Origin of the sequence: Pseudomonas monteilii NBRC 103158 = DSM 14164 (assembly GCF_000730605.1) — a bacterium.
Lineage (GTDB): Bacteria > Pseudomonadota > Gammaproteobacteria > Pseudomonadales > Pseudomonadaceae > Aquipseudomonas > Aquipseudomonas monteilii.
Window position 1 is genome coordinate 1 of the sequence record NZ_BBIS01000044.1, and the last position, 24,704, is coordinate 24,704.

A 24,704-nucleotide genomic window follows, 5' to 3' on the forward strand; every position below is an offset into this window, starting at 1 on the left:
TCGTTAGCGGTCATTCATACCTGACTGCGTTCCCCCCAGACGTATGCATCAATCATCTTCTGACCATAAATAGGTATGAAGCCACTGCAAATTAATGCGACATGCCTGAGGGCTCTTGCGCGGCGTTACGTTGGGATCGAATTTGCTGCCATGCAATAGCTCCAATTGGAGGCTCACATTCTCTGGAAGGTTCGGCAGGCACACCGGCAGCGCCCGGCCCACCTGTCTTCAAATTCGCTGTGGTTGATAGTTTGCCAGGTACCTTCATGCGGGATCAGCAAGATCTGAGTATATTACTGACCAGGCTCAGCGAATCCACATTAAGCACGAGATTCATAAGCAACACCGTTCTCATGAGCATGGATACGACGCCCATACTCGTTAATGGTACGCCTACTCAGCTCGTCTAGGATCAAACCAGGCATAGCTGGTTCAAAGCTCGAAGTCAGGAAAAACTCCTCCTTTTGACTCCAAATAACCTGGCCATCCCAGTCTCCAGCTGTCACAACTACTGTTTTTTCCACCCTGAATCCAGCCCCTCCTTCTCGCGCAAATATTTCACACTTGAAAAACGCCATCTCCCCTTCGCGCTCGTAATTCTCAGTAACGCAAGACGTCCCACAAGCGAGAAGCCCTTCTGCATCACCTTCTGCTACTCCATCAAGCTCACCTACACTCACTTGAATAAGCGAATGATCAAATTGGTCAGAATCCCACATATACGCCTCAGCTAATAATTAAAAATTCACCCAATTAATCCATACAAATAAGCACCGGTCAAGAACATTCAAATAAAGCAGCCCTGCTCAATCGCTACTGTCAATTACATTTACATCAAATAATATATTGTTCAACCAATTACTCAGCCTATAACCATGACACGTCGACCTCACAGATAGGTCAGCCATTAATGGTGACTCCAGCCACCCAAATCCTATAATTTATTTGGCAGAGATGTAGCGAACTGTGGGTTTCAAGGTAGGATTAGCTATAGCCATCAATCGCCAGGTGAACTCATGGAATGGTCTCTCCCAAAAGCTGGCTTTCTCAGCACTGACGTTGAAGACGCTGTACCTGCCATTTTGCAAGCAAACGATGAGCTTTTCGGTTTCGCCAGAGACGTAAACCACCTCATAATGGCGATTGCTCAAGAGGCGGTGAATACCGTGCACACTAGCTCAATGAGTGAGGAAGCTGTTCTGGTACGGCTACTTATGCGAGCAGCAGGCTTTTATCAGGGGGCACTGCTGATGGCTGAGCGCGGCATGTTTGTCGAGTGCCGTGCTATGGCTCGATCAGTGATTGAAGTCAGCCTCGCTGTTTCAGCAATGGACGGCAACAAAGGCAAGTTCATACAGATGCTCAGGGATGACCATTTGAAGAGCCGGCGCAATCGATACCAAACCCTTCATACTCAAAGCACGGACCCAGAGGCACGTAAGGCCCTTCAGACGGCGATAGGCCAGCTCGAAAAGTCGCTCAGTCTCATCAGTCCGAAGGAGTTAGCGGCGCTTGGTCCTCTGGAGGCCTCTTACTTCGTTTATCAGGTTCTGTCTGACAACGCCGGTCACGTTTCCGCCTCATCCCTGGATCACTACATAGAACCCCAAGAGGGCCGACAATATTGGGATTATAAGGTTGGCGCAGGAACCCCAGACGAAGTTGCCACCTCACTCTACTACTGCCTATACGGTGTAATTCCCGTAGTCGTAGGTGTGGCCGATCTCCTCGGCCTTGAGCAATTCGCCGCCCAGATACACGAGGTGGTCGACCGTTTCGACAAAACCCCCGCCCCATTACTGGCATAACGCTAAAACCTTGGCTTGCCTTGAGGATGGCCTGCGGGCGGACGGATCGTCCCACCCGAAATTCGGATGCTGCCCAGGGAAGGCCGGAGTTTCCGGCAGCCCTGAGCAGGAAATGCTGGAATCTATAATCACTCTATAATCGTCTATAAAAGCGTATAAATCCCAGATCTCGCGCCCCACAGACGATTAGAGTACAAATGTACTCCGCCGTACTCATGGTCATTCGGAAGCCTCCAGCCGAGTCATCTTCCAAACTCCATCATTGAAGGGCGATGGTGTCTGCGTATTTTCAAGCGGGCTCGATCATCCTCATCGTCAGGATTACCGTGCGACAACGAAGCTCTGGGCCTGTCCCGTGACAACCTCCAAGAAATGATCCAAGTATCGCCTCCTGGCGTCCGCCGTCACGGAACAGGCCCACTATCGACCCCGACGTCACCGAAACAAACATCATCTGCGACCAGACCGAGATTATCGGTGAGATCCTGGCCATCCTCGCTGAAAAGATGCTGAGTTCGCCGCTCCTGCTTGAGATAAGCCAATGTTTTGAAGAAGCAATGCTCACATAGATGTAGTTCATCGCGCTCCCCATCATGGGCAGTGTCACAGGCCCAATGTGCTTGTAAGGTCCCAAACTGATGCGCGCCAATATTCGTGCGCGTGGAGCAACGGCATATATCACACACGACGTCTGTAACGGCCTCGACTTCGACTCTTCCAATTATTTTCATTGCTGACTCCTACAAACGCATCTGACCTTCGCTACCAGCACAAGCCTCCATCACAGATGCTGGCGCGCCGGCCTTCGTCATCCAGCGGTACAAGAATGAGGCTGAAGAGATTTTCCAAGCCATTTCTGACTACTACCAACGCTCGATGGGTCGCCCCTCCGGCACGCTTCACTGACCTGAGAACTGAGCCCCCATCTGGGCCCTTCCGCGGCAAGCGGTATGCGCATTTTTGGGGAATTCTTAGGCGCCAGGACATGGATCGATTTTGTAGTCCATCAGTAGGTCCTCCACTGCACCGCAGAAATGATCAATCAGGAGTCATAAGTTCTTCGCTCCCAATAAAATTCAACTCTATATTCTGAGAGCAAATTACTCAGTGCTCCGCACAACCGTGGTTCCTCCAGCAGCTCTGAGTCGGTGTAGCTCACCGCAACGGCAAGCCTCATCTGCTCGGGAGATAAACCACGAGGATCATAGGGCCAAACTTGAACTTTACTTACACTTGCATCCCTGAAATGGAATGAGTCGACCTCCACATATAGCTCACGCACCACTTCCCAATCGCTCAGCGTGATTGCATATGTTTTCTGAAGTGAGTCAGCGAGATTTGTATGAAGATCGAGGAATGAGTCTCCCGCCAAGATTGCCTCGCTACCTACAAAGTCTTTCAGGTAGACATCGAAAAGCCTTGGAGAGGAAATAAAAGACTTCAGCTCGTGAATTGGAACGCTTTTTCCAGCCTCGTAAAATGAAAAAAGCTGTTGTGCGAGCGCAACAGAGTTTGATGAGCTAGCCATGACCATCTTAGTAGAGACAAGCAAATTCAGCATGTTGCCACCTCGCACCGCGCACTTCGCTTATAAATCAATTTTTGGGGGCCTCGCTCCCAATCCCCATCCGGTTGCGCCGAATAATAGACCCTCTCACTGTTATCAACTGTGTAAATATAATGCCGCTTTTCAGCCAATGAGCCAGAGGTCACTTCATTCATTTCGATTAAGGGAGCCATCGACCAGTCATCAGTCCCATTCATAACCGGAGGAATGACCAATACAATTTTGTAGGTGTATGAGCCGGTAAATTTTTTAGACAAAAACCGCTTCAACTTACCCACATCATCAATCAGAACTTCACCTTTTGACACATCACTACTCCCGGATCTCATGTAGTGCTGTGTAATATAAAACCAAGCTGCCTGAAGTCGTTGGGAGACGTAATCAATTTCGAGCAATTTCTCATCCGGTAGTTCAGAAGAAACCGAGAGGGCTCCTGTATGCGTTTCAAACATTGCTCCACCTATAGATCCATTAAGAAATCCGCTTTAGAGCCTGAGCTTCGCAAGGCTCACATAAGGTCTTAACCCAGTCGGACTGCAACCTTTTTCTAGAACCTGGCTGACCACACCACTCGCATGTCTTAATTGATACTTGCAAAGCCCTGCTTACTAACGAAGAGACATATTCATCCGCACAAATACAGGAAACCCTCAACTCTCCGAATTTTTCTTTCACGTAAGAAAACCGAACCTGCTCGATATTTTGTTCATCAATATATGATTGAATCTCAGAGCACAGCGCGCTCAAAATCTCTGCCCATCCGTCATCGCATCCGATGCCCCACACCGCTGCATCACGACGACGCCCCTCGCTACCGAACAGAAGCGGGTATTTAATAATCAAATCGCGTTCTGCGGCGTCATTCATATTTACGCTCCAAATTTACGGGTACGAGGTGGCTGAGCGGCAGCAAACAAAGGCCCTACCTCACGTAGCTATCTTAAGATATATCTTAGCATCGCCTATCGTTGATTCCAATCTAACGCCATGCTTCGTCTAATGCCAGCTGTTTTCTACAGCAGGCATCAGCATGGGGTTCGAAGCGGCGCTGGGCGCGGTCTTGAGGGAAATGCGGCTTCAGCGAGGCTGGACACAGGCGCATTTTGACGGAGTGGTTTCACCCCAATATCTCAGTGACATCGAGTTCGGAAAGAGGAGCCCATCGCTGGCGGTACTGCGAGGGATATGCGATCACCTGGGTGTCGAGCTGAGCAGCGTGCTTGTCCTTACCGCGCTGTCGCTGGAAGAGTTGAGCGATTCCAAAAGCATCCTTCAGCGCGTTGAGAAGGAGGTGCAGAGTTTTACAACCTGGCGCATTTCTGGTCGGGTCACACCCTAATCCAGCTCGCGCCTACATCTAGTGCCGAACGGTTATTAGGCTAGAGGGGTGGACAACGGCAGTTGACCCAGCAGGCGTGGACACCTCCTAGCCCTTCGGAGCTTCGCCAAATAAATCATCTCTAGCATTGAGCCCAATATTGACTCCGATTACTGCGGCTGCGAGCCCGTCGCAAGTAAGCAGACTCTGCGTACGTGGCTCCCCCTTGAGATTGGCAACCGTCTGAAAATTGTACAAGCGTTCTGCCCACCCCTTATTGATAATATATCTATCCCGAGTGACTACTTTGGCGCTCCTCAAGAAATCCCCTATAGCATAGCTCTGCCCTTTTAATCGCCAGCGCTCTACCACGCCACTTAAATAGCCCGCAACCTCCAGCTGTAGCCCGCAAGAAGGACAGGGAAAGCTGTATATACCTCATCTATCCAGCCACCAAAGACTCCACAATTACGTGCCCATCCTCAACTCTACGAGCTAGACGTCGTAGTTCCGCCAACCCTACTTCGACGCAGAGGCGCACGTCGACATCCGGAAATATAGGATCCTGCTTAGTACTGCACTCCTCAATTCTAAAGCTCCCTCCTAGCAGCCCTAAGTAACTGCACACATCACTTATACACTCCGCCCTAAATGAATACAAAGCCATAACACCATCTCTATTTATTAATTTGAAATTGACCACCCCAACATTATACGCACACTAATTCATCTTAGTTTTGTGCGAGATTAAGTTCCTAGGCACGAACAGTAAAATAAAAAGCTGGCCCATAACACTAAAAGCTGCGGAGCGCTCAATGGGCTTTTTCTTCCAGAGTTAGCTTTTGCACTGAAGGTGCATGACTGGGCTCGATGTCTGGATGTCGCGCTGGCAGTCAGACCGTGACCTTAGGATGGGGGGAGCCTGGTGGGGGACTTGGAGCTAACGGGTGCATCCGTTCATCAGGATCGTTACCTACCTTGAAAAACTGTTAGGAAGCCTACGACCCAGGATTTACGGGGCCTCTATCACTTCTAACTGTTAGCAGGTATCCATAAATGATGTACAGCGGGTCACCAGCATCCAGTTCGACCGGGGCGACCGGCGTGGCGCCGGCCAAGGCCGCCTGCCAGTCCAGGTCGCGGCCTGGTTGCAGTTCAGCTTGTGCCTGCGGCCGTTGCAGCACCAGCACATTGCGCGGCTGGTGCCGGGCCAGTTGCAGGGCACGGTCGACCAGCGGCTTGTAGGCAATTACCCGGTCGAACTCCAGCCCGCAGGATGCCGTGAGCAACAGGGCCGGCCGGGCGTCATCGATACGCAGCGCCAGCTCGTTGGCGGCAAAGCCACCGAACACCACCGAGTGCACCGCACCAATGCGCGCGCAGGCCAGCATGGCCATGGCCGCCTGCGGCACCATGGGCATGTAGATGATCACACCATCGCCCTTGTTTACCCCTAGCTGGCGCAGCAAGCCGGCCAGGCGCGCCACTTCGTCGCGCAACTGGTTGTAGGTATAGGCCTGCTGCACGTCCGTCACCGGCGAGTCGTAAATCAGTGCCAGCTGCTCGCCACGGCCCTGCTCGATCTGGTGATCGAGGGCCAGGTAGCAACTGTTCAGGCGGCCATCGGCGAACCAGCGGTGGGTACCGTCGGCGTTGCCTTGAAGGGTAAGGGCAGGCTTGCGGTGCCAGGCCAGGTGCGCGGCCTGTTCCGCCCAGAATGCGGCAGGGTCGGAAATGGAATGGGCGTAGCTGTGCTGATAGCTCATAGCGAAAGGAACCCGGTACTTGTTGTTATTGAAGGGCGAACCTTGAGTATGGACCGCTACAACGGCGCCGCCATGGGACTAAAGTCACAACCGACCTGCAAATTTGCAGACAACGCTAAAGCGCCCCATAACGGTGCAAAGCCTCTAGAATAGGCCACCCTTCAGCCACCGAGCAGCCCATGGACATCGAACAGGCCCGAACCTTTCTGGAAATCGTGCGTTGCGGCAGCCTGGTCGCCGCCGCCGAACGCCTGTTCGTGTCACAGACGGCCATTACCGCCCGGGTGCAGCGCCTGGAGCAGCAATTGGGCTGCCAGCTGTTCGTGCGCAGCCGCAACGGTGCCAGCCTGACCAGCGACGGCGAGGCCTTTGTCAGTTATGCCAACCAGCTGGTGCAAACCTGGGAAGCAGCGCGGCGCGACCTGCCGCTGCCTGAAGGCTGCCAGCAAGTGCTGCATGTAGGGGCAGAAGTCAGCCTGGGTAACCCGATGTTGCTTGACTGGGTCACTGCCCTGCACCGTGAACTGGCCAGCCACGCCATACGCAGCGAAGTGAGCGACGGCGAGTCGCTGCTGCGCAAGGTCGAGATGGGCCTGCTGGACGCTGCGCTGGTGTACCAGCCGACCTACGGGCCGGGCTTGCAGGTGGAACAGTTGATGGAAGAGAAACTGATCCGCGTGCGCCGCGTCGACCAACCCGAACCGTATATCTACATCGACTGGGGCGAGGCCTTCCGCCGTCGGCACGATGCCGCCCTGCCCGATTGCGCGCGCCCGGCGTTAAGCTTCAACCTCGGCCCGTTGGCTTTGCAGTTCATTCTCGACCAGGGTGGCAGCGGTTACTTCCGCACGCGGGTGGTGCAGGCATACCTGGACAGCGGTGTGTTCGAGCGGGTACCGCAGGCCCCGGAGTTCACTTACCCAACCTTCCTGGTGTATCCACGTGAACGCGACAGCGAAGCCCTTCAACAGGCCTTCGCCATCTTGCGCCGGCTGGTGGCTGCAGGCGCCAGCGACTGGTCACAGCGCTGGGACCCGGTTATCTGAAGCCTCGGCTTTGCTGAGCAACTGGCGCTTGAGGCCGGCAATCAGGTCAGTCTGGGTAATCACCCCCACCAGCTGGTCGGCGTCGAGCACCGGCAGGCAGTGCAAGCCTTGTTCGCACAACAGCGGCAGCAGGCGCTCCAACGGGTGCTGGCTGCTGACACTCACCACCCGCCGGCTCATCACCTGCTCCATGCGCACCGCCTTGCGGCCAAACAGCCCGCGCCAGTTGAAACGGCCGCGCTGCATGGCCGGGCCAACCAGGTCGCTGAGGCTGACGATGCCCACCAGCTTGCCATGCTGTAATACCGGCAGGGTTTTCAGGTGGTGGCTGGCGAGCATTTTCCAGGCCTGCTCAAGGGTGGTATCGGGCGTGGCGAACTGCACGTCGCGGGACATCACCGAGGCCGCCGTAATACCGCCGAGACTGCGCTGCAGGGCGTGTTGCTCGGTGGCGAGGATGATGCGTTCCAGCTCGTCACGGGTGACGTCGACGAACTCGCCCAGCTCTTCCAGGGCCTGGTCCAAGTCTTCACTGCGGATGCCAACCCGCTCGCCGGGCAGCGGGTCATGGGTGTGGTGCAGGTCTTTGCGCGGCACCGCGCCTTTCGGGTAGCGCACGCCCGTCAGGCGGTTGTAGACAATCGCCACTGTTACCAGGATCAACGCATTGAGCAGCACCGGCTCCAGCAGGTGGTCGCCCATGGCGGTCAGCCCTGAGTCAGCCAGCACTGCACTCACCGCCACCCCGCCACCCGGCGGGTGCAGGCAGCGCAGCAGGCACATCACCAGCAGCGAGATGCCCAGGGCGGCAGCGGCTACCCACAGCTCGGGGCCGAAGCCTTCGCGCATGGCCAGGCCGACCGCGCCCGCCAGGGCATAGCTACCCAGCACCGGCCAGGGTTGGGCCAGTGGGCCGGAATGCACGGCAAACACCAGCACAGCCGAGGCGGCAAGCGGGCCAAGCAGATGCAGGGCGATACCGGGGCCATAGGCGATGCTGGTCAGCCAGCCGGCAAGGAACAGGCCGAGCAACGCACCGATAGCGGCACGCAGCCATTCTTTTGGGGGAATATTCAGGGGCGCCGGCAACAGCCGCTGCAGACGACTTTCGGAACGCGAGGCAGGCATTTGAGTAGTCGGAATCTTTGGTTTTTCTGATTAAAAAGAAAGCCCAGCCGAGGTGGCCTGGGCCTCGTATTGCGCGTGCAATAGCACAAGGGGCTCCGTCCGTGGAGAGATGAAAACCGCAGGGTTTCGTGAACGGGATTTTGCCGGGCGGGGGGAGATTGGGCTAATTCAAAAAAATGCGGCTGTACTGCAATTTTTTTGCAGTACTGATATTTCTCAAGCGAGCCACTGAACCCGCTCCCACAAGAGATTGCAGTCCCGGCACTACCGAGTCTTGCGCGGCAACTCGATACTCACCCGCAGCCCGCCCAGAGGGCTTTCCAGCAGCGACAATTGCCCGCCCCAGGCCTCGACGATATCGCGCACGATGCCCAACCCCAGGCCGTGCCCGTCCACCTGCTCATCCAGCCGCGAACCACGCTCCAGCACCTGCTGCCGCTGACCCTCGGGAATCCCCGGGCCGTCATCATCGATCCATACCTGATAGCCCTCGGCATTCGACCCAATGCCGAGGCGCACTTCGCTGTCGGCCCACTTGCAGGCGTTGTCCAGCAGGTTGCCCAACAACTCCAGGAAGTCCTCACGGTCCCATGGCAACAGCAACCCGGGGGGCACATCGCTGGCCAGCAGCAACCCTTCTCCATGGATCATGCCCAACGTGCTCAGCAACCCCGGCAGTTCGGCCTCGCAATCGAATTGCGCACCGGGCAAGGCATCACCCGCCAACCGCGCGCGATTCAGTTCGCGCGCCAACCGCTGCTGAATCTGCTCCAGCTGCTCACGCATCTGCGCCCGCACCTCGGGCAAGTCCTTCAGGCGCTCACTGGACGCCAGGCTCAGCAGCACCGCCAACGGTGTCTTCAGTGCATGCCCCAGGTTACCCAAGGCATTGCGCGAACGGCGCAGGCTGTCTTCGGTATGGCTAAGCAAGTGGTTGATCTGTCCCACCAACGGGGCCAGCTCGCTGGGCACCTCGGCATCCAGTTGTGACCGCTGGCCCTGCTGCAGTTGGGCGATCTGCTGGCGCGCCCGCTCCAACGGCCGTAGCGAGCGCGTTACGGTCATGCGCTGCAGCACCAACACCAAAATCAGTGCCACCAGGCCCATGCCAAGGCCGATCTGCTGCATGCGCCGAAAGCCCTCACGCACCGGTGAGTAATCCTGTGCGACGCTGATCGAGATGTCTTGTCCCAGGCGACGGTAGTCAGCGCGCAGGGCTAGCAGTTGCTGCCCTTCCGGACCGAGCTCATGGCTGTCGGAAAGGCCTGGCGCAGCAGGCTTGGGCATGTCCAGGTCCCACAGCGAGCGTGAACGCCAGGTGCCTTTGTCGAAATCGATACGGAAGTAATAACCGGAAAAAGGCCGCTGATACGCCGCCGAGATGCGCCGCTCATCCAGCTGCAGGCCGGATGGCCCGCGCACCAGTGCCACCAGCAGGTTCTCGCTTTCCTTGCGCAGGCCGTTTTCCAGGTAACGCTGCAGGCCGGCTTCGAACAACCACAAGGTCAGTTGCGCCAGGACCACGCCGACTACCACCAGCACCGCGACCAGGCCAAGGCTCAAACGCGCCTGGATCGACTTCACTCGGTGCTCCCCGCGTAGATATAGCCTTGCCCGCGTCGGGTCTCGATCACGCTGCGGCCCAGCTTGCGGCGCAAGTGGTTGACGTGTACTTCCAGCACGTTCGAATCCCGCTCGGTCTCACCGTCGTAGAGGTGCTCGGCCAGGTGGCTCTTGGACAGGATCTGCTGCGGGTGCAGCATGAAGTAGCGCAGCAGGCGGAACTCGGCGGCGGTCAGTTGCACATCCACGCCATCACGGCTCACGCACTGGCGGCTTTCATCCAGGTGCAGGCCGGCAGCTTCCAGGGTTGGCTGATTGGCCAGGCCGCGCGCACGGCGCAGCAGCGACTGGATGCGCAGTTGCAACTCTTCCGGGTGGAACGGTTTGCTCAGGTAGTCATCAGCCCCGGCTTTCAGCCCTTCGATACGCTCGGCCCACGAGCCACGGGCGGTAAGGATCAATACCGGAGTGGCCAGACCAGCGGCACGCCACCGGGCAAGCACGTCCAGGCCCGGCAAGCCCGGCAAGCCAAGGTCGAGGATGATCAGGTCGTAGGGCTCGCTCTGGCCCTGGTACACCGCATCACGGCCGTCAGCCAGCCAGTCCACGGCATAACCCTGGCGCTGCAGGCCGGTGGTCAGCTCGTCGGCCAGTGGTACATTGTCCTCGACAAGCAACAGGCGCATTCAGTCGTCTTCCTCGTCTTTGAGCAGGGCGCCGGTGCTGGCATCGAGCTTGATCTCGCGCACCACACCGTCCGCCGTCAGCAGTTCGACTTCATATTCGTAGCGATCGTCGTCCTCTTCCAGCTCGGCCTCCAGCAAACGCGCCCCGGGGTAACGCCCCAGGGCGGCTTCCAGCAATTGCTCGAGCGGCAGGATGACGCCCTTCTGGCGCAGCTTCAGGGCTTCGTCCTGGTCAAGGTCGCGGGCGGCGGCCAGCGAACACACGGCCAGCAGCGCCAGCGCGAGGCAGCGCGCTGGCCGCGGTAAGTGAATCATCAGTTGTCCCGCTCGTCCTTCAGCACTTCACCGGTCTTGGCGTCCAGCGCCACGTCCCATTCTACGTTCTGCGTGTCACGCAGTTCGACCTTGTAGATGTAGCGACCGTACTCGTCTTCCAGCTCCGAATCGGTGACGGTGGCGCCCGGGTGCTTGGCCACGGCGGTGGCTTTCAGCTCGTCGAGCGACTTGATGGTCTTGGCGTTGACCAGTTTGACCACTTCGTCAGGCTGTACGTCCTTGGCGAAGGCGGCATTGGCGCCCAGGGCAAGGGCGGCGGCGGTGAACAGGGCAGTCAAGGTTTTCATCGTGCTTCTCTCCTGAGAACTGTGCAAGTTGTCTACGGGGTTAAGATTAACCACCGGTCCTTAATTCAACCTGAAAAAAGCTGGCAGCATGATAGCGCAGGTCAAGACCGCACCACCGGGCGGTTGCATGAACACCTGCAAGCCTTGTAACGGGCATGCTGGTAGACTGCGCGCATTATTGATTCACACAGAGTTATGACAGCGTGGAAATCTTCAAGGAATTTACATTCGAATCGGCTCACCGCCTGCCCCACGTCCCTGAAGGGCACAAATGCGGCCGCCTGCATGGCCATTCGTTCAAGGTCGGCCTGCACCTGACCGGCCCGCTGGACCCGCACACTGGCTGGATTCGAGACTTCGCCGAGGTCAAGGCGATCTTCAAGCCAATCTATGACCAGCTGGACCACAACTACCTGAACGACATCCCGGGCCTTGAAAACCCCACCAGCGAAGTGATCGCCAAGTGGATCTGGGACCAGGTCAAGCCGCTGATGCCAGAGCTGTCGAAGGTGCGCATCCACGAAACCTGCACCAGCGGGTGTGAATACACCGGCGACTGATTCGCCCGGCTCACTGCCCCTGCGTGCTGCCCATGGCATCGCGCAGGAAGCTGGGGGCGATGTAGCGCTGGTAATGCGCTTCTGAAAGCAGGAAGAATTCGCGGTCGATGGCATCGCGCAGTTGCGGCAGTTCCCAGTCGCGGAACTCCGGCAGCAAGACCATGCCGTAGGCCTCAAGGTCCCGGATCATCCGCGCCCCACGGGCAATCAGCTGGTACGCCCAGCAATACGCCGACTGCTGCTCGACAAACCGGATGGAGCGCTGTTCCAGCTGCTGGCGCAGCAAGCCTTTGTCGAACACCTCCAGCTTGGCCATCATCACCTGCACCAGCAACTGCTCAAGGCGCAGCCATACCGCGCGCTTCTGCGCGTCGTCGTAGCCGTTCCAGTTGATCACTTCGTGGTGGAAGCGCTTGCAGCCACGGCACACCGTGTCTCCGTACACCGTGGAGCACAGGCCGACGCAAGGGGTCTTGATGGACTTGTTGGACATGAAAAACAACAGCTTGGCGGTGGAACACGGCCCCATGTTAGCCCTTTGTCTAACCAGGGTCACTCGTTAAAGTCATCTTCTGCGCCTTACCTTCGGGCTTTTTTTGCCGTAGAATCATCCCGCCTTTTCAAAGGCAACAATGTCCGTTGGAAGCTGTTTTCAAAGCGTCACGAGCACAGTTAATCCGGTAGAACGGCGTTGGCCCGGGCCATGCACCCCTCGCATGCCCGCGCCAGCCCTCATCAGCTCCCCGTTCTGCAGGCGTAAAACTTTGAAAGCAGCTTCTGTAAGGATTCTTTGCGACCCTGGCTGGGCGGCCCACAAAGCCGTAGCAGCGCATGGGTGCATGGAATGCTGGATGAGCGTCCCGGACCCCCTTTAGGGACCACTGATGAGGGAAATAACTGTGCTTGAAGCCTACCGCAAACACATCGAAGAGCGTGCCGCCCTGGGTATCGTGCCCCAGCCGCTGAACGCCGAACAAACTGCAGGCCTGGTCGAGCTGCTGAAAAACCCGCCGGCCGGCGAAGAAGCCTTCCTCGTAGACCTGATCACCAACCGCGTACCGCCAGGGGTCGACGAAGCTGCCTACGTCAAGGCTGCTTTCCTCTCCGCCGTCGCCAAGGGCGAAGCCAAGTCGCCACTGATCGACCGCAAGCACGCCACCGAACTGCTGGGCACCATGCAGGGCGGCTACAACATCGAAACGCTGGTCGCACTGCTGGATGACGCCGAACTGGGCGCCGTCGCGGCCGAACAGCTCAAGCACACCCTGCTGATGTTCGATGCCTTCCACGACGTGGCCGAAAAAGCCAAGGCGGGCAACGTCCACGCCAAGGCCGTGCTGGAGTCCTGGGCTGCCGGCGAGTGGTTCACCTCGCGCCCGGCCATCGCCGACAAGTACACCCTGACCGTGTTCAAGGTGCCTGGCGAGACCAACACCGACGACCTGTCCCCTGCCCCGGACGCCTGGTCGCGCCCTGACATCCCGCTGCACGCCCTGGCCATGCTGAAAATGGCCCGTGACGGCATCGAGCCGTCGCAGCCAGGTTCGGTCGGCCCGCTGGCCCAGATCGAAGCCGTCAAGGCCAAAGGCTTCCCGGTTGCCTACGTCGGTGACGTGGTCGGTACCGGTTCGTCGCGTAAATCCGCCACCAACTCGGTGCTGTGGTTCTTCGGTGACGACATCCCGTACGTGCCGAACAAGCGCGCCGGTGGCTTCTGCTTCGGCACCAAGATCGCCCCGATCTTCTACAACACCATGGAAGACGCCGGCGCCCTGCCGATCGAATTCGACTGCACCAACCTGGCCATGGGCGACGTCATCGACGTGTACCCGTTCAAAGGCGAAGTGCGCCGTCACGGCAGCGACGAGCTGGTTACCGAATTCGCGCTGAAAACCGAAGTATTGCTGGATGAAGTCCGCGCTGGCGGCCGTATCCCGCTGATCGTCGGCCGTGGCCTGACCGAAAAAGCCCGCGCCGAGCTGGGCCAGGGCCCATCGGACCTGTTCAAGAAGCCAGAGCAGCCAGCCGACACCGGCAAGGGCTTCACCCTGGCGCAGAAGATGGTCGGCCGTGCCTGTGGCCTGCCAGAAGGCCAGGGCGTGCGCCCAGGTGCCTACTGCGAGCCGAAGATGACCACCGTCGGTTCCCAGGACACCACTGGCCCGATGACCCGTGACGAGCTGAAAGACCTGGCCTGCCTGGGCTTCTCCGCTGACCTGGTCATGCAGTCGTTCTGTCACACCGCGGCTTATCCGAAGCCGATCGACGTCACCACCCACCACACCCTGCCAGACTTCATCCGCACCCGTGGCGGCGTGTCGCTGCGCCCGGGCGACGGCATCATCCACAGCTGGCTGAACCGCATGCTGATGCCTGACACCGTGGGTACCGGTGGCGACTCGCACACCCGCTTCCCGATCGGCATCTCGTTCCCGGCCGGTTCCGGCCTGGTAGCCTTCGCCGCTGCCACCGGCGTCATGCCGCTGGACATGCCAGAATCGATCCTGGTGCGCTTCAAGGGCAAACTGCAACCTGGCATCACCTTGCGTGACCTGGTGCATGCGATCCCTTACTACGCCATCCAGAAGGGCCTGCTGACCGTCGAGAAGAAAGGCAAGAAAAACGCCTTCTCCGGCCGCATCCTGGAAATCGAAGGCCTGGACGAACTGACCGTCGAGCAAGCCTTCGAGCTGTCCGACGCCTCGGCTGAGCGTTCTGCTGCCGGTTGCACCATCAAGCTGCCAGAGAAGGCCATCGCCGAGTACCTGCAGTCCAACATTACCCTGCTGCGCTGGATGATCGGCGAAGGCTACGGCGATGCCCGCACCCTGGAGCGCCGCGCCCAGGCCATGGAAGCCTGGCTGGCCAAGCCTGAGCTGCTGTCGGCCGACGCCGATGCCGAATACGCCGAAATCATCGAAATCGACCTGGCCGACGTGAAAGAGCCTGTGCTCTGCGCGCCGAACGACCCGGACGATGCCCGCCTGCTGTCTTCGGTACAGGGCGAGAAGATCGACGAAGTGTTCATCGGTTCGTGCATGACCAACATCGGTCACTTCCGCGCTGCCGGCAAGCTGCTGGAAAAGGTCAAGGGCGGTATTCCGACCCGTCTGTGGCTGGCCCCGCCAACCAAGATGGACGCCCACCAGCTGACCGAAGAAGGCTACTACGGCATCTACGGCAAGGCCGGTGCGCGCATGGAAATGCCAGGCTGCTCGCTGTGCATGGGTAACCAGGCACGTGTGCAGACCGGCTCGACCGTGGTCTCCACCTCGACCCGTAACTTCCCGAACCGTCTGGGCGACGCCACCAACGTGTACCTGGCATCGGCCGAGCTGGCTGCTGTCGCTTCGATCATCGGCAAGCTGCCGACCGTCGAAGAGTACATGCAGTACGCGAAAGACATCGACAGCATGGCTGCCGACGTATACCGCTACCTGAGCTTCGATCAGATCGCCGAGTTCCGCGAAGCGGCAGCCAACGCCAAGATCCCGGTGGTTCAGGCGTAAGCTGAGTTACACGCTGTAAAAGAAAGCCCCGGCAGCGATGCCGGGGCTTTTCATTTGCCTGCTCTCACCTGCTCAGATCACGAACAAATCCACAAACCGGTGCACCGCCATCCCTTCCAGCGTTTGCTGGTCCTTGCACACCTCCAGTACCTCCCCACACCGCTGGCGCGCAAACCGCGTTGCCAGGTTGGCCCTGAACTTGGCCTCCAGCAGGGGTATGCCCTCCCCTCGCCGCCGCCGGTGCCCGATAGGGTATTCCACCACCACCTGCTCGGTACTGCTGCCATCCTTGAAGAACACCTGCAGCGCATTGGCGATGGAGCGCTTGTCCGGCTCCAAGTACTCGCGGCTGAAGCGCGGGTCTTCCACCACTTCCATCTTCTCGCGCAGGCGGTCGATGCTGGGGTGGTTGGCATGGAAGGTGTCTTCATAGTGCTCCGCCACCAGATGCCCGAAGATCAACGGCACTGCCACCATGTACTGCAGACAGTGGTCACGGTCAGCGGCATTGGCCAGCGGGCCGCTCTTGGAAATGATGCGGATTGCCGACTCCTGGGTGGTGATGACGATGCGGTCGATTTCATGCAGGCGGTTACGTACCCGAGGGTGCAGGGTAACTGCCGCTTCGCAGGCAGTCTGGGCGTGAAATTCGGCAGGAAAGCTGACCTTGAACAGCACGTTTTCCATCACGTAGCTGCCCAAGGCCTGAGGCAGACGCAGTTCGTACTGCCCGGCGGGCTTGAGCGCCAGATCCTTGTTGGTATGGCTGAACGATACGTCGTAGAAGCCCCATTGTGGCGCCGTGAGCACACCCGGCACGCCCATCTCACCGCGCAGGGCGATATCGGCCAGGCGCACGCCACGGCTGGACGCATCACCTGCGGCCCAGGACTTGCGTGAGCCAGCATTGGGCGCGTGCCGATAGGTACGCAGGGCCTGGCCATCGACGAAGGCATGGGACAACGCCGAGAGCATCTGTTCGCGGTTGGCGCCCATCAACCTGGCGCACACGGCAGTCGAGGCCACTTTTACTAAAATGACGTGATCGAGACCGACGCGGTTGAACGAGTTTTCCAGTGCCAGCACGCCCTGGATCTCATGGGCCATGACCATGGCTTCGAGCACATCACGCATCAGCAGCGGTTTTTCACCTGCGGCCACGCGCTTCTGCGACAGGTGATCGGCAACGGCCAGGATACCGCCCAGGTTGTCCGAGGGGTGAGCCCATTCGGCCGCGAGCCAGGTGTCGTTGTAATCCAGCCAGCGCACGGTGCAGCCGATGTCCCAGGCCGCCTTGACCGGGTCGAGCCGGTAGGCGGTACCGGGGACGCGGGCAGCATTGGGCACCAGCGTGCCCTCCACCTGAGGGCCGAGCAGTTTGGTACATTCGGGAAAGCGCAGGGCCAGCAGGCCGCAGCCCAGGGTGTCCATCAGGCAGTTGCGTGCGGTGTCGAGGGCTTCGGCGGAATCGACCCGGTAGCCGAGGGCGTAGTCGGCCAGGGTTTGCAGCACCCGGTCGTAGTCCGGGCGGTCGTTCAGGTCAACGTTGGCGCTCATATCCAGCTCCCTTCAGAATTGCCGGGGCTGCTATGCAGCCCCAACTAACTAAAGCCGAGCGCCAGTGGTGCGTTAGAAGCTATCGCCAGGCACGCGAACCCAGCCCTCCATCAGCACGCGAGCACTGCGGCTCATGATTGCCTTGGTCACTGTCCACTCACCATTCACCTGACGCGCCTCGGCCCCGACCCGCAAGGTGCCCGAGGGGTGGCCGAAACGCACGGCGCTACGCTCACCCCCGCCAGCCGCGAGGTTGACCAGCGTGCCCGGAATGGCCGCCGCAGTGCCAATCGCCACCGCAGCCGTCCCCATCATCGCATGGTGCAGCTTACCCATGGACAAAGCGCGCACCAGCAGGTCGATATCACCCGCTTGCACCGCCTTGCCACTGGACGCAGTGTAGGTGCTCGGCGGCGCAACGAACGCCACTTTTGGCGTGTGCTGACGTCCGGCTGCCTGGTCGACGTTTTCAATCAGGCCCATGCGCACGGCACCGTATGCACGAATGGTCTCGAAACGCAGCAGCGCCTGAGGGTCCCCGTTGATGGCGTCCTGCAGTTCTGCGCCGGTATAACCGATATCGGCCGCATTGACGAAGATGGTCGGAATGCCGGCATTGATCAGGGTGGCCTTGAACGTACCCACGCCCGGCACCTCCAGCTCATCGATCAGGTTACCGGTCGGGAACATCGAACCGCCGTCACCGTCTTCGTCGGCTGCCGGGTCGAGAAACTCCAGCTGCACCTCGGCCGCCGGGAAGGTCACCCCGTCCAGCTCGAAATCGCCGGTTTCCTGCACTTCACCTTCGGTGATCGGCACATGGGCGATGATGGTCTTGCCGATGTTGGCCTGCCAGATGCGCACCGTGGCGATGCCGTTGCGTGGAATGCGCGCCGCGTCCACCAGGCCACTGCTGATGGCGAACGAACCGACCGCCGCAGACAGGTTGCCGCAGTTGCCGCTCCAGTCGACAAACGCCTTGTCGATACTGACCTGGCCGAACAGGTAGTCCACATCATGCCCGGGCTTGATGCTTTGCGACAGGATCACGGTCTTGCTGGTGCTGGAGGTGGCACCGCCCATGCCGTCGATCTGCTTGCCGTAAGGGTCGGGGCTACCGATTACCCGCAACAGCAGCGCATCGCGGGCCGGCCCCGGGATTTGCGCCTGCTCGGGCAGGTCTTGCAGGCGGAAGAACACACCCTTGCTGGTGCCGCCACGGATGTAGGTGGCGGGGATTTTCACTTGCGGTACATGTGCCATGTTCAAGTCCTGTTCAAGCGGTTGCTTCGAGGAAGTCCTGGGCAAAACGCTGCAGCACACCGCCCGCCTCGTAGATCGACACTTCCTCGGCGGTGTCCAGGCGGCAGGTCACCGGCACTTCCAGGCGCTCGCCATTGGCGCGGGTAACCACCAACGTCAGGGTCGCCCGGGGCGTACGCGCGCCCAGCACGTCATACGTCTCGCTACCGTCCAGGCCCAGGGTCTTGCGGTCGGTGCCCGGCTTGAACTCCAGCGGCAGCACCCCCATGCCCACCAGGTTGGTGCGGTGAATGCGCTCGAAACCTTCGGCCACGATCGCCTCGACACCCGCCAACCGTACACCCTTGGCCGCCCAGTCACGGGACGAACCCTGGCCGTAGTCGGCGCCGGCCACGATGATCAGCGGCTGCTTGCGCTGCATGTAGGTTTCGATGGCTTCCCACATGCGGGTGACCTTGCCTTCCGGTTCGATACGCGCCAGCGACCCCTGCTTCACGCTGCCGTCTTCCTTGCGCACCATTTCGTTGAACAGCTTGGGGTTGGCGAAGGTGGCACGCTGGGCGGTCAGGTGGTCGCCACGGTGTGTGGCGTAGGAGTTGAAGTCTTCTTCCGGCAGGCCCATTTTCGCCAGGTACTCACCGGCGGCACTGTCCAACATGATGGCGTTGGACGGCGACAGGTGGTCGGTGGTGATGTTGTCCGGCAACACCGCCAGCGGGCGCATGCCGCGCAGGGTGCGCTCACCGGCCAGGGCACCTTCCCAATAGGGCGGGCGGCGGATGTAGGTGCTCATCGGGCGCCAGTCGTACAGCGGCGCCACCTTCGGCCCACGGTCTTCCTCGATGGCGAACATCGGGATGTACACCTTGCGGAACTGCTCTGGCTTGACCGCAGCACGCACCACGGCGTCGATCTCTTCATCGCTCGGCCAGATGTCCTTGAGGCGGATTTCCTTGCCATCGACCACACCCAGCACATCCTTCTCGATGTCGAAGCGGATGGTACCGGCAATGGCATAGGCCACCACCAGTGGCGGGGACGCCAGGAAGGCCTGCTTGGCATACGGGTGGATACGCCCATCGAAGTTGCGGTTACCCGAAAGCACGGCGGTGGCGTACAGGTCGCGGTCGATGATTTCTTGCTGGATTACCGGGTCCAGGGCGCCGGACATGCCGTTGCAAGTGGTGCAGGCGAAGGCGACGATACCAAAGCCCAGTTGCTCCAGCTCCTTCTCCAGCCCCGCCTCTTCCAGGTACAACTGCACGGCCTTGGAGCCCGGTGCCAGCGACGACTTGACCCAAGGTTTGCGGGCCAGGCCCAGCTTGTTGGCATTGCGCGCCAGCAGGCCTGCGGCAATCACGTTGCGCGGGTTGCTGGTGTTGGTGCAGCTGGTGATGGCGGCGATGATCACCGCGCCGTCAGGCATTTGCCCTGGCACGTCTTCCCAATTGCCGGCAATGCCCTTGGCAGCCAGGTCACTGGTGGCCACGCGCGCGTGTGGGTTGGACGGCCCGGCCATGTTGCGCACCACGCTCGACAGGTCGAAGCTCAGGGTGCGCTCGTAGACGGCGCCGCCCAGGCTGTCGGCCCACAGGCCGGCGGCCTTGGCGTAGGTCTCAACCAGCTTGACCTGCTGCTCTTCGCGGCCGGTCAGGCGCAGGTAGTCGATGGTCTGCTGGTCGATGGCGAACATGGCTGCGGTGGCACCGTATTCCGGGGCCATGTTGGAAATGGTGGCGCGGTCGCCCAAGGTCAGGGCGCGGGCACCCTCACCGTGAAACTCCAGATACGCGCCGACCACCTTCTGCTTGCGCAGGAATTCGGTCAGGGCCAGCACCAGGTCGGTGGCGGTGATGTTCGGTGCCAGCTTGCCAGTCAGCTCGACGCCGACGATTTCCGGCAGGCGCATCCACGAGGCGCGGCCGAGCATCACGTTTTCCGCTTCCAGGCCGCCCACGCCGATGGCGATCACGCCCAGGGCATCGACATGCGGGGTGTGGCTGTCGGTGCCGACGCAGGTGTCCGGGTAGGCCACGCCACGGTCGTTGTGAATCACTGGCGACATCTTCTCCAGGTTGATCTGGTGCATGATGCCGTTGCCCGGCTGGATCACGTCGACGTTCTTGAACGCCTTCTTGGTCCAGTTGATGAAGTGGAAGCGGTCTTCGTTGCGGCGGTCTTCGATGGCACGGTTCTTTTCGAACGCCTGCGGATCGAAGCCACCGCACTCGACGGCCAGCGAGTGGTCGACGATCAGCTGCACCGGCACCACCGGGTTGACCGCAGCCGGGTCACCGCCTTTGTCGGCAATGGCATCACGCAGGCCAGCAAGGTCGACCAGCGCGGTCTGGCCAAGGATGTCGTGGCACACCACGCGGGCCGGGAACCAGGGGAAATCGAGGTCGCGCTTGCGCTCGATCAGCTGGCTCAGCGAGGCATCGAGGGTGGCCGGGTCGCAGCGGCGCACCAGGTTTTCGGCGAGCACGCGGGAGGTGTATGGCAGGCCGTCGTAGGCGCCGGGCTTGATCGCCTCGACCGCCGCACGGGCATCGAAGAAGTCCAGGTCGGTGCCTGGCAGGTGCTTGCGGAATGCAGTGTTCATCATGGAATCAGGCTCGGTCACAGGAGTCGGAAGGCGCCTGCGCCCCGGTGAGGGGCGGGGTGCCTTTCTTTTCTAATCAGCGCTGTTCGATCGGCACGAACTGGCGCTGCTCGACGCCGACATACTCGGCACTCGGGCGGATGATGCGGTTGTTGGCGCGCTGTTCGAAGACGTGCGCCGCCCAGCCGGTCAGGCGCGAGCAGACGAAGATCGGGGTGAACAGCTTGGTCGGGATACCCATGAAGTGATACGCCGAGGCATGGTAGAAGTCGGCATTGGGGAACAGGCGTTTCTGCTCCCACATGGTCTTGTCGATGGCTTCGGAAACCGGGTACAGCACCTTGTCACCCACTTCGTCGGCCAACTGCTTCGACCAGCCCTTGATCACCTCGTTGCGCGGGTCGGACTCTTTGTAGATCGCGTGGCCAAAGCCCATGATCTTGTCCTTGCGCTCCAGCATGCGCAGCAGCTCGGCGGTGGCGTCCTGCGGGCTCTGGAAACGCTCGATCAGCTCCATCGCCGCCTCGTTGGCACCGCCGTGCAGTGGGCCGCGCAGCGAGCCGATGGCAGCGGTGACGCAGGAGTACAGGTCGGACAGGGTCGAGGCACAGACCCGGGCAGTGAAGGTCGAGGCATTGAACTCGTGCTCGGCGTAGAGGATCAGCGACACGTTCATCACCTTGACGTGCAGCTCGCTCGGCTTCTTGCCATGCAGCAGGTGCAGGAAGTGGCCACCGAGGGTGTCTTCGTCGCTGGTGCAATCGATGCGCACACCCTCATGGGTGAAGCGGTACCAGTAGCACATCACGGCCGGGAACAGTGCCAGCAAGCGGTCAGTCTTGTCGCGCTGGGCCTCGAAGGTCAGCTCGGGCTCCAGGGTGCCCAGCACGGAACAACCCGTGCGCATCACGTCCATCGGGTGAGCGTCACGCGGGATGCGCTCCAGCACCTCCTTCAGTGCTTGCGGCAGGTCACGCAGGCCCTTGAGCTTGCGCTTGTAGTCGGTCAGTTCGGCCTGGGTTGGCAGCTCACCGTACAGCAGCAGGTAGGCGACCTCTTCGAATTCGGCACCGGCCGCCAGGTCACGCACGTCGTAACCCCGGTAGGTCAGCCCGGCACAGGCCTGGCCCACGGTCGACAGTGCGGTCTGACCAGCCACTTGGCCGCGCAGGCCTGCGCCACTGAGTACTTTTGCTTCGGCCATGGTGATTCTCCTTTCTTGAATTTGTTATGGATGCTTTCTGGCTAATTCAGGGTGTTGCTCAGCCCTTCTTCTGGGCAAACAGCGCATCGAGGCTCTGCTCGAAGGCGTGGTAACCAATGGCATCGTAGAGCTCCATGCGGGTCTGCATGGTGTCGATCACGTTCTTCTGCGTGCCGTCGCGGCGCAGTGCGGTGTACACGTTCTCGGCTGCCTTGTTCATGGCACGGAACGCCGACAGCGGGTACAGCACCAGCGACACGTCGACCGAGGCCAGCTCTTCGGTGGTGTACAGCGGCGTGGCGCCGAACTCGGTGATGTTGGCCAGGATCGGTGCCTTCACCCGGTCAGCGAACGTCTTGTACATCTGCAGTTCGGTAATGGCTTCCGGGAAGATCATGTCGGCGCCAGCCTCGATACAGGCCTCGGCACGGTCCAGGGCAGCGTTCAGGCCTTCGACGGCCAGGGCATCGGTACGCGCCATGATCACGAAGCTGTCATCAGTGCGGGCATCGACGGCGGCCTTGATGCGGTCGACCATTTCCTGCTGGCTGACGATTTCCTTGTTCGGGCGGTGACCACAGCGCTTGGCGCCCACCTGATCCTCGATATGGATGGCGGCAGCACCGAACTTGCTCATCGAACGCACGGTACGGGCAACGTTGAAAGCCGAGGCCCCGAAGCCGGTGTCGACATCCACCAGCAGCGGCAGGTCGCACACGTCGGTGATGCGGCGCACGTCGGTGAGCACGTCGTCGAGGCCACTGATGCCCAGGTCCGGCAGGCCCAAGGAGCCGGCGGCCACGCCGCCACCGGACAGGTAGATGGCCTTGAAGCCGGCGCGCTTGGCCAGCAGGGCATGGTTGGCGTTGATGGTGCCAACCACCTGCAGCGGGTGTTCAGCGGCAACGGCGTCGCGGAAACGCTGACCGGGGGTGCTCTTCACAGTCATTTCTCACCTCGTGGGCTGTTGTTGTGGGCGTCCAGGTAGTGACGCTCGATATTGCGCTTGGACGCGCCGATGTGGCGGCGCATCAGGAGTTCGGCCAGTTCGCCGTCACGGTCGGCGATGGCATCGAGAATGCGGTGGTGCTCGGAAAAAGCCTGGCGTGGGCGGTTGGGCGTGGCCGAGAACTGGATGCGGTACATGCGCACCAATTGGTACAGCTCGCCACACAGCATCTTGACCAGGGTCTGGTTGCCGCTGCCCTGGATGATCCGGTAATGGAAGTCGTAGTCGCCTTCCTGCTGGTAATAACCCAGGCCGGCCTGGAACGCTGCATCGCGCTCGTGGGTGTCAAGCACCCGGCGCAGCTCGTCGATGTCTGCTTGGCTCATGCGCTCGGCGGCCAGCCGGCAGGCCATGCCTTCGAGCGATTCACGGATTTCGTACAGCTCGATCAGCTCGGCGTGGTTGAGTGACACAACCCGCGCCCCCACATGCGGCACGCGCACCAGCAGACGCTGGCCTTCGAGGCGGTGAATGGCCTCGCGCAGCGGCCCGCGGCTGATGCCATAGGTGCGCGCCAGCTCCGGCTCGGAGATCTTGCTGCCGGGGGCGATTTCACCTTTGACGATGGCCGCCTGGATGCGCCGGAAGACGTTTTCGGAAAGGGTTTCCGTTTCGTCTGCCTGCACCGGGCTGGGGGTGGAAAGGTCCTGCATATTGTCGACACCTTGAAAAACTCTTCGCCAGAAATTAACGAACAGAGCCCTCCAAGTCAAAGACAAAATGAATATTGTCGACAATCGTCTAAGAACGAACTATCACCCTCTCGATGCTGTCAGATCGCGCACCGCTGGCGTCAAGACGTCGGCGTGATAGAATGCCGCGCCTCCGATGGGGTATGGATAGCCTGTCTGTCATCCATTCATGCTTGTTGACAGATAAACGAGGAAGCTTGCGCAGTCGTTGCCAGTCGCCTTGCCCTTAACATAGCCCGAACCTTGCACTGCACCGCGCCAGGATTATGAGACTTACACCCGTTTTATTGCTGCTATGCCTCACCCTGCTACCGGCCCTTGGCCAGGCGGCGGGCAAGACCGTGTATGGTCTCAACGAATACGCCCGCCTGGGCGACCTGGACCTGGAAGTGGCCGCCAAGCTCGACACCGGTGCCAAGACCGCATCGCTCAGCGCCCGCGACATCAAGCGTTTCAAGCGCAACGGCGAAAGCTGGGTGCGCTTCTACCTGGCCATCGATGCGGCGCACTCGCACCCGATCGAACGTCCACTGGCACGCGTGAGCAAGATCAAGCGCCGGGCCGGCGACTATGATGCCGAATCGGGCAAGGCCTATACCGCCCGCCCGGTCATCGAACTCGAAATCTGCATGGGCCAGGCCATGCGCACCATCGAAGTCAACCTCACCGACCGCAGCGCGTTCCAGTTCCCGCTGCTGATCGGCTCCGAGGCGCTCAAGCACTTCGACGCGCTGGTCGACCCAAGCCTTAAATATGCGGCCGGCAAACCTGCCTGTGCCACCGACGCTCCCAAAGCAGAGTAA

At 60.1% G+C, this 24,704-nt stretch carries 23 protein-coding genes and 1 pseudogene; 6 read left to right on the forward strand and 18 right to left on the reverse strand.

Translation table 11 applies throughout. The features are described from left to right. Positions 1-320 precede the first annotated feature (320 nt). On the reverse strand, positions 321-719 hold the full coding sequence (locus PM2_RS30815; protein WP_028699630.1) for a hypothetical protein: 399 nt from the start codon (positions 717-719) through the stop codon (positions 321-323). Between the two features lie 297 nt (positions 720-1,016). On the opposite strand from PM2_RS30815, the gene PM2_RS21860 reads away from it, so the two are divergent. After that, positions 1,017-1,808 carry a DUF5677 domain-containing protein gene (locus tag PM2_RS21860; protein ID WP_028699631.1) on the forward strand — a complete coding sequence of 264 codons (792 nt, stop codon included), beginning with the start codon at positions 1,017-1,019 and terminating at the stop codon, positions 1,806-1,808. Between the two features lie 404 nt (positions 1,809-2,212). Here the strand turns inward: PM2_RS21860 and PM2_RS21865 are convergent, their stop codons facing one another. The 4 genes from PM2_RS21865 to PM2_RS30825 form a co-directional block, all read right to left on the reverse strand. Then, positions 2,213-2,539 carry a hypothetical protein gene (locus PM2_RS21865; protein ID WP_028699632.1) on the reverse strand — a complete coding sequence of 109 codons (327 nt, stop codon included), beginning with the start codon at positions 2,537-2,539 and terminating at the stop codon, positions 2,213-2,215. A gap of 311 nt (positions 2,540-2,850) precedes the next feature. After that, positions 2,851-3,369 (reverse strand): hypothetical protein, encoded by a 519-nt coding sequence (locus PM2_RS21870; protein ID WP_051564709.1) that lies wholly within the window; start codon positions 3,367-3,369, stop codon positions 2,851-2,853. After that, complete coding sequence (locus PM2_RS30820) at positions 3,363-3,827, reverse strand: hypothetical protein (protein WP_028699633.1); 465 nt, start codon at positions 3,825-3,827, stop codon at positions 3,363-3,365. The genes PM2_RS21870 and PM2_RS30820 overlap by 7 nt, the downstream gene beginning before the upstream one ends. A gap of 19 nt (positions 3,828-3,846) precedes the next feature. Then, positions 3,847-4,242, reverse strand: coding sequence for a hypothetical protein (locus tag PM2_RS30825; protein WP_125855459.1), 396 nt, complete (start codon positions 4,240-4,242; stop codon positions 3,847-3,849). Positions 4,243-4,405: 163 nt separating this feature from the next. Between PM2_RS30825 and PM2_RS21875 the strand changes: the two genes are divergently transcribed. Further along, positions 4,406-4,714 carry a helix-turn-helix domain-containing protein gene (locus PM2_RS21875; RefSeq protein ID WP_033740654.1) on the forward strand — a complete coding sequence of 103 codons (309 nt, stop codon included), beginning with the start codon at positions 4,406-4,408 and terminating at the stop codon, positions 4,712-4,714. A gap of 1,031 nt (positions 4,715-5,745) precedes the next feature. Here PM2_RS21875 and PM2_RS21880 read toward each other — a convergent pair. Then, positions 5,746-6,459, reverse strand: a pseudogene (locus tag PM2_RS21880) (AMP-binding protein); the annotation flags it as partial. 179 nt (positions 6,460-6,638) lie between these two features. Here PM2_RS21880 and PM2_RS21885 point away from each other — a divergent pair. Then, positions 6,639-7,505 carry a LysR family transcriptional regulator gene (locus tag PM2_RS21885; protein WP_028699634.1) on the forward strand — a complete coding sequence of 289 codons (867 nt, stop codon included), beginning with the start codon at positions 6,639-6,641 and terminating at the stop codon, positions 7,503-7,505. Here PM2_RS21885 and PM2_RS21890 read toward each other — a convergent pair. The 5 genes from PM2_RS21890 to PM2_RS21910 all read right to left on the reverse strand — a co-directional run bounded on the left by PM2_RS21890 (position 7,479) and on the right by PM2_RS21910 (position 11,505). Beyond that, on the reverse strand, positions 7,479-8,633 hold the full coding sequence (locus tag PM2_RS21890) for an HPP family protein (protein WP_028699635.1): 1,155 nt from the start codon (positions 8,631-8,633) through the stop codon (positions 7,479-7,481). The two genes, PM2_RS21885 and PM2_RS21890, sit on opposite strands and share 27 nt — an antisense overlap. A 264-nt stretch (positions 8,634-8,897) precedes the next feature. Then, positions 8,898-10,217, reverse strand: coding sequence for an ATP-binding protein (locus PM2_RS21895; protein WP_016714733.1), 1,320 nt, complete (start codon positions 10,215-10,217; stop codon positions 8,898-8,900). Next, positions 10,214-10,882, reverse strand: a complete 669-nt coding sequence (locus PM2_RS21900) for a response regulator transcription factor (protein WP_016714734.1) — start codon at positions 10,880-10,882, stop codon at positions 10,214-10,216. Before PM2_RS21900 ends, PM2_RS21895 begins: the two co-directional genes overlap by 4 nt. Then, on the reverse strand, positions 10,883-11,197 hold the full coding sequence (locus PM2_RS21905) for a PepSY domain-containing protein (protein ID WP_028699636.1): 315 nt from the start codon (positions 11,195-11,197) through the stop codon (positions 10,883-10,885). Next, on the reverse strand, positions 11,197-11,505 hold the full coding sequence (locus PM2_RS21910; protein WP_016714736.1) for a PepSY domain-containing protein: 309 nt from the start codon (positions 11,503-11,505) through the stop codon (positions 11,197-11,199). Before PM2_RS21910 ends, PM2_RS21905 begins: the two co-directional genes overlap by 1 nt. Positions 11,506-11,708: 203 nt before the next feature. Here PM2_RS21910 and queD point away from each other — a divergent pair, with 203 nt between their 5' ends. After that, positions 11,709-12,065, forward strand: coding sequence for a 6-carboxytetrahydropterin synthase QueD (gene queD / locus PM2_RS21915; RefSeq protein WP_003250327.1), 357 nt, complete (start codon positions 11,709-11,711; stop codon positions 12,063-12,065). Positions 12,066-12,075: 10 nt separating this feature from the next. Here the strand turns inward: queD and PM2_RS21920 are convergent, their stop codons facing one another. Then, on the reverse strand, positions 12,076-12,558 hold the full coding sequence (locus PM2_RS21920; protein ID WP_161775526.1) for a DUF1289 domain-containing protein: 483 nt from the start codon (positions 12,556-12,558) through the stop codon (positions 12,076-12,078). A gap of 406 nt (positions 12,559-12,964) precedes the next feature. Here PM2_RS21920 and acnB point away from each other — a divergent pair, with 406 nt between their 5' ends. Next, positions 12,965-15,574, forward strand: a complete 2,610-nt coding sequence (acnB, locus tag PM2_RS21925) for a bifunctional aconitate hydratase 2/2-methylisocitrate dehydratase (RefSeq protein WP_016714738.1) — start codon at positions 12,965-12,967, stop codon at positions 15,572-15,574. A 72-nt stretch (positions 15,575-15,646) separates the two neighbouring features. On the opposite strand, the gene prpD is transcribed toward acnB, so the two are convergent. The 6 genes from prpD to PM2_RS21955 all read right to left on the reverse strand — a co-directional run bounded on the left by prpD (position 15,647) and on the right by PM2_RS21955 (position 23,862). Further along, complete coding sequence (prpD, locus tag PM2_RS21930; RefSeq protein ID WP_028699637.1) at positions 15,647-17,131, reverse strand: 2-methylcitrate dehydratase; 1,485 nt, start codon at positions 17,129-17,131, stop codon at positions 15,647-15,649. Positions 17,132-17,203: 72 nt separating this feature from the next. Next, on the reverse strand, positions 17,204-18,394 hold the full coding sequence (prpF, locus tag PM2_RS21935) for a 2-methylaconitate cis-trans isomerase PrpF (RefSeq protein ID WP_016714740.1): 1,191 nt from the start codon (positions 18,392-18,394) through the stop codon (positions 17,204-17,206). A 13-nt stretch (positions 18,395-18,407) separates the two neighbouring features. Then, positions 18,408-20,996 carry a Fe/S-dependent 2-methylisocitrate dehydratase AcnD gene (gene acnD, locus PM2_RS21940; protein ID WP_028699638.1) on the reverse strand — a complete coding sequence of 863 codons (2,589 nt, stop codon included), beginning with the start codon at positions 20,994-20,996 and terminating at the stop codon, positions 18,408-18,410. Between the two features lie 76 nt (positions 20,997-21,072). Beyond that, positions 21,073-22,200: a bifunctional 2-methylcitrate synthase/citrate synthase gene (prpC, locus tag PM2_RS21945; protein WP_028699639.1), complete on the reverse strand. Its 1,128-nt coding sequence runs from the start codon at positions 22,198-22,200 to the stop codon at positions 21,073-21,075. Between the two features lie 58 nt (positions 22,201-22,258). Next, entirely contained in the window at positions 22,259-23,149 is an 891-nt protein-coding gene (gene prpB / locus PM2_RS21950) for a methylisocitrate lyase (protein WP_016714743.1), read from the reverse strand. After that, entirely contained in the window at positions 23,146-23,862 is a 717-nt protein-coding gene (locus tag PM2_RS21955; protein WP_016714744.1) for a GntR family transcriptional regulator, read from the reverse strand. Before PM2_RS21955 ends, prpB begins: the two co-directional genes overlap by 4 nt. A gap of 305 nt (positions 23,863-24,167) precedes the next feature. Between PM2_RS21955 and rloA the strand changes: the two genes are divergently transcribed. Continuing rightward, positions 24,168-24,704 carry a retropepsin-like aspartic peptidase RloA gene (rloA, locus tag PM2_RS21960; RefSeq protein ID WP_016485910.1) on the forward strand — a complete coding sequence of 179 codons (537 nt, stop codon included), beginning with the start codon at positions 24,168-24,170 and terminating at the stop codon, positions 24,702-24,704.